11 protein-coding genes and 1 other RNA gene are annotated in these 13,381 nt (G+C 55.8%); 1 reads left to right on the forward strand and 11 read right to left on the reverse strand.

The window, feature by feature from the left end:
• Nucleotides 1-8: 8 nt before the first annotated feature.
• From F8R23_RS02070 to ppsR, 9 genes are all read right to left on the reverse strand, one after another.
• Entirely contained in the window at nucleotides 9-794 is a 786-nt protein-coding gene (locus F8R23_RS02070) for a heme ABC transporter ATP-binding protein (protein WP_129938008.1), read from the reverse strand.
• Nucleotides 787-1,791, reverse strand: a complete 1,005-nt coding sequence (locus F8R23_RS02075; protein ID WP_129934833.1) for a FecCD family ABC transporter permease — start codon at nucleotides 1,789-1,791, stop codon at nucleotides 787-789. The genes F8R23_RS02070 and F8R23_RS02075 overlap by 8 nt, the downstream gene beginning before the upstream one ends.
• Nucleotides 1,791-2,621 carry a heme/hemin ABC transporter substrate-binding protein gene (locus F8R23_RS02080; protein WP_129934832.1) on the reverse strand — a complete coding sequence of 277 codons (831 nt, stop codon included), beginning with the start codon at nucleotides 2,619-2,621 and terminating at the stop codon, nucleotides 1,791-1,793. The genes F8R23_RS02075 and F8R23_RS02080 overlap by 1 nt, the downstream gene beginning before the upstream one ends.
• Nucleotides 2,618-3,652: a hemin-degrading factor gene (locus F8R23_RS02085; protein ID WP_151415189.1), complete on the reverse strand. Its 1,035-nt coding sequence runs from the start codon at nucleotides 3,650-3,652 to the stop codon at nucleotides 2,618-2,620. Before F8R23_RS02085 ends, F8R23_RS02080 begins: the two co-directional genes overlap by 4 nt.
• A 63-nt stretch (nucleotides 3,653-3,715) precedes the next feature.
• Nucleotides 3,716-5,761: a TonB-dependent hemoglobin/transferrin/lactoferrin family receptor gene (locus F8R23_RS02090; RefSeq protein ID WP_129938012.1), complete on the reverse strand. Its 2,046-nt coding sequence runs from the start codon at nucleotides 5,759-5,761 to the stop codon at nucleotides 3,716-3,718.
• 94 nt (nucleotides 5,762-5,855) lie between these two features.
• Nucleotides 5,856-6,047 (reverse strand): hemin uptake protein HemP, encoded by a 192-nt coding sequence (gene hemP / locus F8R23_RS02095; RefSeq protein WP_369804786.1) that lies wholly within the window; start codon nucleotides 6,045-6,047, stop codon nucleotides 5,856-5,858.
• A 162-nt stretch (nucleotides 6,048-6,209) separates the two neighbouring features.
• A complete protein-coding gene (locus F8R23_RS02100) occupies nucleotides 6,210-6,695 on the reverse strand; it encodes a glutathione peroxidase (protein ID WP_129934829.1) in 486 nt (161 codons plus the stop codon).
• A 104-nt stretch (nucleotides 6,696-6,799) separates the two neighbouring features.
• On the reverse strand, nucleotides 6,800-7,846 hold the full coding sequence (locus F8R23_RS02105; RefSeq protein ID WP_112347540.1) for a 3-deoxy-7-phosphoheptulonate synthase: 1,047 nt from the start codon (nucleotides 7,844-7,846) through the stop codon (nucleotides 6,800-6,802).
• A gap of 197 nt (nucleotides 7,847-8,043) precedes the next feature.
• Nucleotides 8,044-8,865, reverse strand: a complete 822-nt coding sequence (ppsR, locus tag F8R23_RS02110; RefSeq protein ID WP_085116558.1) for a posphoenolpyruvate synthetase regulatory kinase/phosphorylase PpsR — start codon at nucleotides 8,863-8,865, stop codon at nucleotides 8,044-8,046.
• A 533-nt stretch (nucleotides 8,866-9,398) separates the two neighbouring features.
• Here ppsR and ppsA point away from each other — a divergent pair.
• Nucleotides 9,399-11,777, forward strand: coding sequence for a phosphoenolpyruvate synthase (gene ppsA / locus F8R23_RS02120; RefSeq protein ID WP_099065558.1), 2,379 nt, complete (start codon nucleotides 9,399-9,401; stop codon nucleotides 11,775-11,777).
• Nucleotides 11,778-11,889: 112 nt separating this feature from the next.
• On the opposite strand, the gene rprA is transcribed toward ppsA, so the two are convergent.
• Together rprA and ydiK are read right to left on the reverse strand one after the other, a co-directional pair.
• An RNA gene (gene rprA / locus F8R23_RS02125) (antisense sRNA RprA) lies at nucleotides 11,890-12,000 on the reverse strand.
• A gap of 248 nt (nucleotides 12,001-12,248) precedes the next feature.
• A complete protein-coding gene (gene ydiK / locus F8R23_RS02130) occupies nucleotides 12,249-13,349 on the reverse strand; it encodes an AI-2E family transporter YdiK (protein WP_099065631.1) in 1,101 nt (366 codons plus the stop codon).
• Nucleotides 13,350-13,381: the final 32 nt, after the last annotated feature.

Below are 13,381 nucleotides of genomic sequence, written 5' to 3' on the forward strand. Positions count from 1 at the left end.
TATAAGCGTTACTGACGCAAATACACCTGCGGCAGCGCCACTTCCGGGTGGTAAACCACTCCCAGATCCGCCTGATACCAACGGGTGAGAATATCCGCCTGCAACACTTCCTGCGGCGTGCCCGTAGCGACCAATTGCCCCTGATGCAGCAATAAAATGCGGTCCGCGTACAGTGCGGCCAGATTGAGATCGTGCAATACACAACACACCGCAATTGGCTGTTGCCGCGTCAGCGTGCGCAGCAGCCTCAGCGTATGTTGCTGGTGGTAAAGATCCAGCGCCGAGGTCGGTTCGTCGAGAAACAGCCAGGCCGGCGCGGGCTGCGGTTGCCAAAGCTGTGCCAGCACGCGGGCAAGCTGTACCCGTTGTTGTTCGCCACCGGAAAGCTGCCGATAATCGCGCTGGGCCAATTCGAGACAGTCGGTTTGCGCCATCACTTGCTGCACCGCCTGCTGTACGTCGCGCTTACCGTGGGGTGCGCGACCCATACTGACCACTTCCTCGACGGTAAAAGGAAAGGCCAGATCGCTGTGCTGGCGCATTACCGCGCGCACTTTAGCCAACTGTTGCGGTTGCCACTGCTCCAGCGGTCGGCCAAGCAACTGGCATTCGCCACAGCCCGGCTGAAGATAACCGGTTAACAGACGCAGTAACGTCGACTTACCCGCGCCGTTCGGCCCGATAATTGCCACCATTTCGCCGCTGGCGATACTGAGTGACACGTCACTGATCAGCCGGCGTGAACCCAGGCTGTAGCGTAATTGCTGCGCCGTCAGGCTTGATGAGTTATCCACCCACGCGCTCCCGCTGGCGCATCACCAGCCATAAAAAGTAAGGCCCGCCGATCAGGCTGGTCATCAAGCCGACCGGCATTTCTGCCGGTACCACCAGGGTGCGCGCCAGCGTATCGCTGACCAGCAGCAGACAGGCGCCACCGAGTGCAGAGCAGGGCAGCAGCCAGCGATGGTCACCACCGAGGCGCATACGTACAAGATGTGGCACCACCAGCCCGATAAAACCAATCACGCCACTCATCGCCACCGCTGCACCAATCAACAATGCGCTTAACAGCAGCAGTTGCAACTTGGCCCGCTGAACATTCACCCCCAGGTAGTGCGCTTCTTCATCACCCAGTTGCAGCAGGTTCAGGCGGCGCGCCTGTAACAGCGTCAGCAGGGTGGCCGGCAGGATTAGCGAGGCGGAAACCACCAACGTTGGCCACTGGGATTGGCTCAGACTGCCCATCATCCACAGTGAAAACTGACGCAGCTGCTGGTCGCTACTGAGGTAAGACAGCACGCCAATCGCCGCCATACACAGGGCGTTGATGGCGATACCTGCCAGCAACAGGCGTGACAGGCTGCCGTGACCGCTGCGGCTGATGCCGTAGATCAACAGCGATACCAACATGCTGCCGAGGAACGCCGCCAGCATATGGCCATACAAAGCGATTACCGGTGGCAGGGCCAGTGGCATAACGATAATCAGCGCAACAAACAGCGCGCCGCCGCTGCTGATACCCAACAGGCTGGGATCGGCCAATGGGTTACGAAACAGCCCTTGCATCACGGCACCAGACACCGCCAACGCACAGCCTATCACCACTGCCAGCAGTACGCGCGGCAGGCGGATGTTCAGCCAGATATGCCAGGCGGTGTCGCTGAAGGGCTGTTGCCACAGGGTGCGAAACGACAGCGTTAATGCACCCAGATTGGCGGCGCCCAGCGCCAACAACATCAGCAGCACCAACAGGCCGGTGATCGCCAGACGGGGGGAGGTGCGACTGCGCATTATTTTTGCTCCGCCGCACGACGCAGCTCGGCCAGTGCGGCCGGTGTTTCCAGCCCAAAGCCCAATAACGCCATATCGTCAACCACCAACACCCGGTGCTGTTTACCCGCCGGGGTGAGTGCGATGCCCGGCAATTTCCACAGTTGTTGTTCGCCGCCGAGCGTTTTTATGCCGTCAGTGGTGACCAACAGCAGGTCGGGGGCGCTGGCAATTACGCCTTCCTGCGACAGTGGGCGATAGCGGCTGAACCCTTGCATGGCGTTCTTCAGACCCGCAGCGGTGATGACCGCATCGGCGGCAGTGTGTTGTCCGGCGGCCATTGGCGTAATGCCGCCGTGGCTCATGACGAACAATACCCTGACCGGCAGAGCATTGGTTTTCACCGCCGCCAATTGCTGCTGGTAGCGATTACTTAACTGCTTACCCTGGTCGACTCGCTGCAACGCATTGGCGATCACGTCGATTTTTTCCGGCACGCTTTGCAAGGTGGTATCACCGGGAATGCGCACCACTTTAACGCCGCTTTCTTCCAGCTGTTTGAGCACCAGCGCCGGTTCGGCTAACTCGGTGGTCAGCACCAGCGTAGGTTTTAGCGCCAAAATCCCTTCGGCGTTGAGCTGGCGCATGTAACCGACATCCGGCAACTTTTTAACCGCTTCCGGCTGCAGGCTGGTGCTGTCTCGTGCTATCAATTCATCGCCCGCGCCCAGTGCGAAGGCAATTTCGGTGACGTCACCACCTATCGAGACAATACGTTCCGCCGCCGCAGCGGTGAACGGCAACGCCAGCGCAATGCACAGCGCCAGACGACGGGTCAATGAAGGTTTCATGCGGCAACGTCCTTGGGTTCAAGCGCGGCAACCTGCTCACGCCACGGAGTTTGCTCCGGCTGGCCTTCGGTACGCTGGCCGTAAAGTTGAGCTATCTGGGTGCCGTCGGCGGCAAACAGTTCCAGACTGGTGACGAAGCCGTCTTTGGTGGGCTTGCGGGTGATCCAGCTTTCGGCGATCGCATCTTCGATCAGGTGCAGCGTGAAGCGGCGATTGAACACGTTAATCCAGCCTTCCTGCGGCATCAGACGTTCAATCTGACCGGTAAAGATCTGCACGCAGCCACGGTTGCCGACAAAAATCATGATTTCGTTCTGCAGGCCCATCGCGGCGTTAAGCAATTGGCTCAGGGCGCTGTTATCGACCCGATAGGCCAAATCGTTACCGACGGCGCTGAAGGCTTGCTGGCGGGTCAGTTTGTTGCGGCTCAACAACTGGAAGAACTGGTGAACGTCGGTCATTGCACGCCATTCCTGGTCAATTTTGTCGGCATCTGGCGAGGCGTTACTGACCGTGGCGTCTGCCGGTTGCAGCGCCAGCTCTGGGTTTTCTGCGTTCAGGTGGCGTTCAACCAGCGCCATCCAGGCCGGCAAATCGGTTTCATCGGTGGTGTACACCTTATGCAGTGCGTCACCCTGATGATCGAAGAACTGAATGCTGTGACGTACACCGCGCTTGTTGGTTTCACTCATGGCGAAAGCGCTGGCCCACTGGTTGAGGAACAGGCGCAGATCCAGCTCACGCGGGTTCAGGATCAGCCCGGCGTGGCCGTTCAGGTGCTGGTTGCGATAGCGGCCCATTTGCTCATGTACCGCGTAGCTGTTGCGGGTGATGGATTTGGTCATGCCGACCTGCTCGAGTTCGGTCAGCAGGGTACGGGCGTCCGCCAGCAGGCGACGGGTATCCTGACCGACGCGGGCGTGGGTCAGTTCCGCTTCACTGACGCCAAGCAGCTCAGCCAGATCGCGTGCATATTTGCCCGGGTTATCAATTTTTGCCTGTTGGTAGCGTGCGTATAGGGTATTGCTCATAGGGTGTTCTCCTGTGTGAGGTTCAATCGGCGGGCAATCGGCTTGCCCGCCGGATTCAAAACGTTACCACTGATAGCTGACCAGCAGTTTGGCATTACGCCCATCCTGTGGAATGCCCTGTGGCGAGTAATATTCTTTATCAAAGGCGTTGCCCAGCACCACCGTGGTGGTGACGCCCTGCAGGCGCTCACGGCCTTTGTAGCTGAGGTAGAAATCGTTGACGCCATAGCCGCCTTGCTCCGCCGTGCCGGTTGCCACGTGGGTGGATCTTTCGGCGAAGGTCGCTACCCAACCGGTCGACAGGCCGCTTTCACCTAAAGGGACGTCAAGCGAACTGGTAACCGTATCCGGGTTGATGTCGCTTAGCCATTCGCCGCTGTTGCCGTTCAACTCACCGCTGCGTGACTTATCTTTACCGCGCGTACGGTTGTAGGCCAGATCCCAATTAAACCACGGGGTTTGATAGCTCAGCGATGTATCCCAACCCCAGATTTTAGCGCGTGAGATATTTTGCGAGGCAGTCTGAGTCCGGGTGACGTACAGGCTGATGTAGTCTTTGGCATCGGTGTCGAAGTAGCTGGCTTTGAACTGCAGGTTATCGCCAGCCATCAGTAAATCGTCGAAGCGCAGGCCGAAACCGTACTCCGCGGTGCTGGTGGTTTCAGGTCTCAGATTTGGGTTGGGAACCCAATAGTTGCCGGGAAAGTGCCTGGAGTCATTGTACATTTCGCCCATGGTAGGTGCGCGGAAAGCCTGGGAATAAGAACCGAACAACATCAACCAATCGGTAGGTGAATAGGTCAGTGCGCCGCGGGATGACCACTTATCCGCATTAACATCATCATGGCCCTGGCTGCTGCCCTTGTAATTGTCGTAACGTGTTCCTGCCAGAAGGGTGACAGGGATATCACGCAACGTAATTTCATCCTGCAACCAGCCTGAGGCGAAGTCGATTTTAGCCTGTGGGAAGCTGGTAGTGGCGCCGCCTGGCGCTTGTTTTTGTTGATAGCTTTCTGAACCGTAGGTCAGCAGGTGCGAAGCGAAACTGTCGGCAAACAGGCGGGTGCGGTTTTCCAGTTTGGCACCGTGGGTGGTTTGCTTACGGAATTCATCCGTGGAGCCGGCATCGTGAGCGTTAATTTTGACTTCTGAGGTATACACCTTAACGTCGGCGTCCAGCCATTGCTGATTTAGCGGTTTCAGCTTATAGCTCAACGCCGCATCGCGCTGGATAGTCGAGCGTTGGGTCATAGGATTGCTGCGGGAAAAATTGGGTTCCTGCGGGTTTTTTGGCTCACGGGCGCTGTTATTGTAATAGCGCAGATCGCCGCTCAGTGACTGAGCATCATCGATTTTCCAGGTTCCCTTGGCCAGCACATTGCTGATGGTTTCATCGTTGGGGGCATCAAAGCCGTTGCCCTGGCGTAGATCGCCGACGTCACGGGTACCGAACGACAACAGGCCGTCGAGATTGTCTGTCTTGCCATAGGCGCTGGCGCCCATACCCAGGCTATGATCGCCGCTGCCGGCGGTGCCGTAGACCCGGTAGCCAGTATCATGACCCGGCAACAGCAGATCGGCGGCATCCACGGTTTCATAGGCGATCACCCCTCCCAAAGCCCCGCTGCCATACAGCATGGCGGCGGGGCCTTTAACCACCTCAATGCGTTTTACCAACGCCGGATCAAGGAAGGTGGCACCAATGTGCCCGGTGTCTGTGCCCTGGCGGATGCCATCGACCAGCGTCAATACGCCATTTTTACCGTAGCCGCGCATAGAAACATCCTGACCGTTGCTACGGCCTGTACCATTGATGGTAAGCCCCGGTACGCGGCGTAGCATATCGGCGGCGCTGGTGGCGGTCTGGCTTTCAGGCGAATTACCCTCGATCACCGTAACCATCATCGGTGCTTCAAAGCTGCTGCGTGCGTTGCCGGTGGCGGCGACGGTCAGGGTTTCGTCGCTGGCGTTGTCCTTTTTTACCTGCGGGGTCGTGGAAGAAGAAGCAGGGGTACTGCTGGTTTGTGCAAAAGTCACCGTCGGCAGAGCGCAGGCAATCGCCAGACTCAATGCGGATAAACGCAGCCGGGTGGAATAGGTCAGAGGCATGTCGCAACTCTCCGTATGTTTTAAACATATCAATAGATTTGCTGGCTGCCTGGATCAAAAACGATCGGGGTGGCTGGCGTTGAGGTGTAAGGGGTTATTTGGTCAGGATCAATTTTCCGGCTTTGGTCTGCCGCAGTTGATAACGCTGGCCCTGATGGATGATGATCGCCACGCCGTCGGCATCAAGCAATTGCGCACTATCGTAGCAAGGAGGCGAAACCAGGCCGCTTTCAGCGGGGTGAGCTGCTTGGGCAGGCGGGGTACGGTTATAATTATCCATCGTCATGTGTTTATAAAACAGACCGTTAAATAGTAATTAATATCAAATTGAGAATCATTATCATGTGAACGAAAGGTTACATCAAGGAAAATTTTCTTACCGATGGAACCTTTTTGCAAGAAGGTGATGTGAGACGGGCTGAGACGACTCAGCCCGTAAAAAACGGGGTTATTTCAGCAGGGTTTCGATGCGCTCAAACAGGCGCTCGGGTTTGGTGATGGGCGCGTAGCGTTTTACCCGCTGGCCGTCGGCGGTCAGCAAGAACTTGGTGAAGTTCCATTTGATGCGTTGGCTGCCCAGAATGCCGGGTGCCAGGCGTTTTAATTCGCTGAACAGGGGATGCGCACCTGGGCCATTAACCTCAACCTTGCTGAACAGCGGGAAGCTGACGCCATAGTTCAGCGTACAAAAGTTGGCGATCTCCAGTGGATCGCCAGGTTCTTGTGCACCGAACTGATTGCAGGGGAAACCCAGCACCATCAGGCCGCGATCGCGATAGTACTGCCACAGATTTTCCAGCCCGTGGTACTGAGGCGTAAACCCGCATTTGCTGGCGGTGTTGACCACCAGGTAAGCCCGGGCAGGGAAGTCGCCCAGGGTTTTGTGCTCCCCTTGCAGTGTGACGCAGGGGATAGATAACAGTGAGTGGATCATGCCTTGGCTCCAAATCCGTTCCATGGGGAACTGCGAGAATTGCTACCAGTATAGATGAGTGAGTGGCGGGCGGAAAAACCGGGGCGGGCGCCCCGGTCATGGGATCAGAAGCGGGTGTCCACCGCATCGGCCAGCATGGCCAGCAGTTGTTCGCTATCGGACCAGCTCAGGCAAGGATCGGTGATGGACTGACCATAGGTCAGCGGCTGACCGGCAACGATTTTCTGGGTGCCTTCCACCAGGAAACTTTCTGCCATTACACCGGCGACGGCGACGGAACCGGCGCGGATTTGCTGGCAGACGTTTTCGGCTACTTCCAACTGGCGACGATGCAATTTCTGGCAGTTACCGTGGCTGAAGTCGATCACCAACTGCTCCGGCAAATCGAATTCGCGCAGGCTGTCGCAGGCGGCGACCACATCGGTAGCGTGGTAGTTTGGCATCTTGCCGCCACGCATGATGATATGGCCGTAAGGGTTGCCGCTGGTCTGATAGATTGTCATCTGCCCGTGTTTGTCCGGTGACAGGAACATATGTCCGGCCCGTGCCGCACGGATGGCATCAATCGCGATACGGGTGTTGCCGTCAGTGCCGTTCTTGAAGCCCACCGGGCAGGAAAGCGCAGAGGCCATTTCACGGTGGATCTGGCTTTCGGTAGTGCGTGCGCCAATCGCGCCCCAACTGATTAAGTCGGCAATGTACTGACCAACCACCATGTCGAGGAACTCGGTGGCGGTTGGCAGGCCGAGCTGGTTCACTTCCAGCAGCAGCCGACGCGCCATTTCGATCCCCCGATTGACCTGGAAGGTGCCATCCAGTGCCGGATCGGAAATCAGGCCTTTCCAGCCGACCACGGTACGCGGTTTTTCAAAATAGGTGCGCATCACGATTTCCAGACGGTCCTGGTAACGAATGCGCAGCGCATTCAGACGGCCGGCATAGTCGACGGCGGCGTCCAGATCGTGGATAGAGCAAGGGCCGATCACCACCAGCAGGCGACGATCTTCGCCGGTCAGGATCTTTTCAATTCGCTGCCGTGAGGCAGTCACGTTGTCCGCGATTTCCGCCGAGATTGGCAACTTCTCCGCCAGTTCTTGTGGCGTGACGAGGCTGTCGATGCGCGCGGTCCGCAGTTCATCTGTTTTGTGCATGATTTTCTCTAAAGACTTTTCTTCGCTGCGGCAGGAGTGCCGGGAAGTGATGGCGATCACAATAACGTAAAAACCGATGAATTCAACCGGAGAAACTGTGTTCTGTTGATCAAAACCGCTAAAAAAAGCACAAAAAACGTGGCCCGTGGGGAAATAAACAACAGATGGCAGGGGGCTTCTTTCCCGCCATCTTATCATCAGAACATACGGCGGCTCATGCCCAGAATATCCAGTATTTTGGTCGAGATCTCTTCCACCGAATAATTGGTGGTGTTCAGATAACGGATCTGGTTTTTACGAAACAGCGCCTCGACTTCTGCAAGCTCCATCCGGCACTGGCGAATTGAGGCATAACGGCTGTTTTCTCGACGTTCTTCGCGGATGGCGGCCAAACGTTCCGGGTCGATGGTCAGGCCGAAAAGCTTGTGCTGAAACGGCTTCAGCGCCACGGGAAGGTGCAAATTGTCCATATCGTCGGCGGTAAACGGGTAATTGGCGGCGCGGATACCGAACTGCATCGCCAGATACAGGCTGGTGGGGGTCTTGCCGCAGCGCGAAACGCCGAGCAAAATCACCTGAGCCTGATCGAGATTACGCAGCGAAATACCGTCATCATGGGCTAACGTGTAGTCAATGGCGGCGATACGGGCGTCATATTTGCCGAGGTTGCTGGCGGTCAACCCGTGGGTGCGGTTGGGCACCGGGGTCGGTTCCACTTCCAGTTCACCCTGCAACGGGCCGACCAGCGCCTGCACGATATCCTGGCAGAAACCTTCGCTCTGGGTAATGACATTGCGCACTTCCGGCGAAATGATTGAGTAAAACACCAGCGGCCGCACGCCGGTCTCTCGATAAATATCGTTAATCTGCTGACAAACCCCACGGGCCCGCGCTTCGGTTTCCACAAAGGGCAGCGTAAAGGTGGTGGCCTTCACCGGAAATTGCGACAACACTGCGTGGCCTAAAACCTCGGCGGTGATCGCCGTACCGTCCGAAATATAAAAAACGCTTCTTTCCACCCTGGGCTCCTTACCTGAAACGCTGACGTCATTATCACGTTTGCCTGTCCTTATCATGGGCTGCAGATTTACCTGCGGTAAAGGGGCGGGCGAAAAAATTGTGATAATGCAGGCAGAGTCGATGACCAATTGCGGCGGTCAGAGAATAACCGAACGTCATGAAAATACCTGGTTAAAACGCTATTTTAATTTTTATGAAAAATGCGGGTTTATTTCTAATGAGGAATTATTCGGCAGGGTGGCGCTATTTTCACCAAAGACAGGGTGAATCACAGGGTTTTTAAAAATGAAGTTTAAAATATACTTAATTTGTTGAGATTTAAGCTATTAGTGCGAAAGGGAACGATTCCAGGTCGATTTCTCTTTTCAGGAAGTTTTCCTAAAATCCACTTTCTTCGCCGGGTTGATCGATTCACCTTTCCATTTCTTATGGATCATTGTGCTAGTCTGATTCGGCACCGTTTTAGCGGCGCTGAGAAAGCAAGCGAATTAAATCCGTCTATACCCTACTGATAGCAATAAGGATTGTCTCGATGTCCAACAATGGCCCAGACTTGCGTAATGTGCTTTGGTACAACCAGCTCGGCATGCACGACGTTGACCGTGTCGGCGGCAAAAATGCCTCCCTCGGTGAAATGATCACCAATCTTTCCGATTTGGGCGTTGCCGTGCCAAACGGTTTTGCCACCACCGCGCAGGCGTTTAACGATTTCCTCGAGCAAAGCGGTGTTAACCAGCGCATCTATCAGTTACTGGATCAAACTGACGTTGACGACATTGCTCAATTGACCAAGGCTGGCGCGCAAATTCGCCAATGGGTCATCGACACGCCGTTCCATGCGGAATTCGAGCGTGAAATTAACCTGGCTTACCAGCAACTGGCTGACGGCGAGCCGGAAGCGTCATTCGCCGTGCGCTCCTCAGCCACCGCAGAAGACATGCCGGATGCTTCCTTTGCCGGTCAGCAGGAAACCTTTCTTAACGTGCAGGGTATCGACGCCGTTATGGTAGCGATCAAGCACGTGTTTGCCTCACTGTTTAACGACCGTGCCATCTCCTACCGCGTGCATCAGGGTTACGATCACCGCGGCGTGGCCCTGTCGGCTGGCGTGCAGCGCATGGTGCGTTCTGACCTCGCATCTTCGGGTGTGATGTTCACCATCGATACCGAATCCGGATTTGATCAGGTGGTGTTTATCACCTCCGCCTTCGGCCTGGGTGAAATGGTGGTGCAGGGCGCAGTCAACCCTGACGAGTTTTATGTGCATAAACCGACGCTGCTGCGAGGCAACCCGGCTATCGTGCGCCGCAACCTGGGGTCGAAGAAAATCCGCATGGTGTATGCGCCATCGCAGGATCACGGCAAACAGGTACAAATTGAAGATGTGCCAGAGCAGCAACGCAATCGTTTCTCTCTGACCGACGAAGAAGTGCAGGGGCTGGCACACCAGGCGATCCTGATCGAAAAACACTACGGTCGTCCGATGGACATCGAGTGGGCAAAAGACGGTCATACCGGCAAATTGCTGATCGTACAGGCCCGTCCGGAAACCGTGCGCTCTAACGAGCAAACCATGGAGCGCTATCAGCTTAACGCAACCAGCCCGGTGCTGGTGGAAGGGCGTGCCATCGGCCATCGCATTGGCGCAGGCCCGGTGAAGGTCATCCATAACATCAGCGAGATGGATCGTATTCAGCCGGGCGATGTTTTGGTGACTGACATGACCGACCCGGATTGGGAACCGATCATGAAGAAAGCCGCGGCGATCGTCACCAACCGTGGCGGCCGTACTTGCCACGCAGCGATCATCGCGCGTGAACTGGGCATTCCGGCGGTGGTGGGCTGCGGTAACGCAACAGATCTGCTGAAAGAAGGCCAGCAGGTCACCGTTTCTTGTGCAGAAGGTGATACCGGCTTCGTTTACAGCGACATCCTCGATTTTAACGTGCAGAGTTCCGAAGTAACCGAATTGCCAGATCTGCCGCTGAAAATCATGATGAACGTCGGTAACCCTGACCGTGCCTTCGATTTCGCGCGTTTGCCGAATGAAGGTGTGGGGCTGGCCCGTCTGGAATTTATCATCAACCGTATGATTGGCGTGCATCCGAAGGCGTTGCTGGAGTTTGATCAGCAGACCCCAGAGCTGCAAACGGAAATCAAGGCGTTGATGCAGGGCTATGACCATCCGGTCGAGTTCTATGTTGGCCGTCTGACAGAAGGGATTGCTACGCTGGGTGCGGCGTTCTGGCCGAAGCGGGTGATCGTGCGCCTGTCCGACTTCAAGTCCAATGAGTATGCCAACCTGGTCGGTGGCGAGAAGTATGAACCGCACGAAGAGAACCCAATGCTGGGCTTCCGTGGCGCCGGTCGCTATGTGTCTGACAACTTCCGTGACTGTTTCGCGATGGAATGTGACGCGGTAAAACGCGTACGTAACGAAATGGGCCTGACCAACGTCGAAATCATGGTGCCGTTTGTTCGCACGGTGGAACAGGCGGAAGCAGTGGTTGCCGAGTTGGCACGTCAGGGCCTGAAGCGTGGCGAGAACGGCCTGAAAGTGATCATGATGTGCGAGATCCCGTCCAATGCGCTGTTGGCGGATCAGTTCCTCGAGCACTTTGATGGCTTCTCTATCGGCTCCAACGACATGACCCAGTTAACCCTGGGGCTGGATCGTGACTCGGGCGTGGTGTCTGAGCTGTTTGATGAGCGTAACGAAGCGGTGAAAATTCTGCTGTCGATGGCGATTCAGGCGGCCAAGCGCCAGGGGAAATACGTCGGCATTTGCGGTCAGGGTCCGTCCGACCATGAAGACTTTGCAGAATGGCTGATGGATCAGGGCATTGACAGCCTGTCGCTCAACCCGGACACCGTAGTGCAAACCTGGGTTAATCTGTCGAAGAGAAAGTAATTCTCGGGTAAAGAATTAACCACGGATCTTAAAGCCGTAGCTCAGGTTACGGCTTTTTTATTTCTGAATGTAAATAGAATTGGTGCTGGGAATAATAATGGTCAAAAAAAGAATAAAAAAAAGCCCATCATAGAAGACGGGCAAAGACTACACACAGCAATTCACATGTATGGCATTACATTGTTTGGAAATCTTGCTTTAAATCAGGTATTTGAAGCAATAGATGGCAATAATACTAAATATTTAAGCGTCGCCAGTCATTAAGAATCGTCCTAATCAAGTTCCGTATTAGAATTTATTCTAAAGGGAACTCAATTTTATCTGTCTCTAAAAAGATGTATTTACTCAGTATGTTTAATTAATGTTCATTGGGGACGTCACAGCGGCGAGTTTGATAATCGTGGCGGGAGAATTCAAAAAACAAAATGGAGCAGGAGGTTCCTGCCCGGCAGCCCGGACAGGAACGGGGGATTACATCTGTTCCAGTTCTTTGGCGACGTCTTCCAGATCGGTGGTCGGCTCGGGGGCTTCGTTCATCCAGGCAGTGAGCAAACGATAAGACACCGCCAGGACCACCGGGCCGATAAACAACCCAATCATGCCGAAGGCCAGCAGGCCACCGATAACGCCGGACAGGATCAGGATCATCGGCAGATCGGCGCCCATGCGGATCAGCACTGGCCGCAGCACGTTATCCAGCGTGGCCACCACGCAGCTCCAGACCAGCAACACGGTGCCCCAGGTGGTATCGCCACTCCAGTACAGCCAGATAATGGCCGGCACCAGCACCAGTAACGGCCCCAATTGCGCCACGCAGCAGATAAAGATCAGTACCGTCAGCAGAGTCGCAGCAGGAATGCCGGTTACGGCCAGGCCAATACCGCCCAGTACCGATTGCACCAGCGCGGTGACTACCACACCCAGCGCCACGGCGCGGATCGCCTGACCGCCGAGCACCACCGCCGCGTCGCCTCTTTCGGCACCCAGGCGGGTTGCAAAGTGACGAATGCCCAGAGCCACTTGCTCACCGCGGGCATACAGCAACACGCTAAATAACAGCATTAGCGTGCAATGCAACAGCAGGCGGCCAATATGTGCGGCCTGTGCTACAAACCAGGTGGCGGTCTGGCCGAAGTAAGGCTGTACCTTCGCCACCAGTGCGGTTCCGCCGGCGTTCACCAGCGTATGATAACTGGTATAGATCTTGTCGCCGATCATCGGGATCGATTGCAGCCAGGCCAGATCGGGAATATGCAGTTTCCCAGGCGTACTGGCCCAGGCAACGATTGGCGCGCTGTTGTCCACTACGCTGCTGACCAGAAGAGAGATTGGCAGGATGAACAGCAGGATCAGCAGCAGCGTCATCACGATCACCGCCAGCGAACGCCGTCCCCACAGTATTCTTTGCAGTTTAATCAGCAGCGGCCAGGTGGCGATGACCACCATGCCGGCCCAGGCAAAGCCGAGTATAAAAGGTTGAACGACCCAAAAACAGGCGACGATCATAATGACGATAAACATCACGCCAAAAATGAGCCGTGGCAAATCATATCGGGATTTCGGGATTGTCATGAATGGGTTCTCATTCTGGTAAGTTAACTCCT

Source organism: Serratia proteamaculans (assembly GCF_008830365.1).
GTDB classification, from domain to species: domain Bacteria; phylum Pseudomonadota; class Gammaproteobacteria; order Enterobacterales; family Enterobacteriaceae; genus Serratia; species Serratia proteamaculans.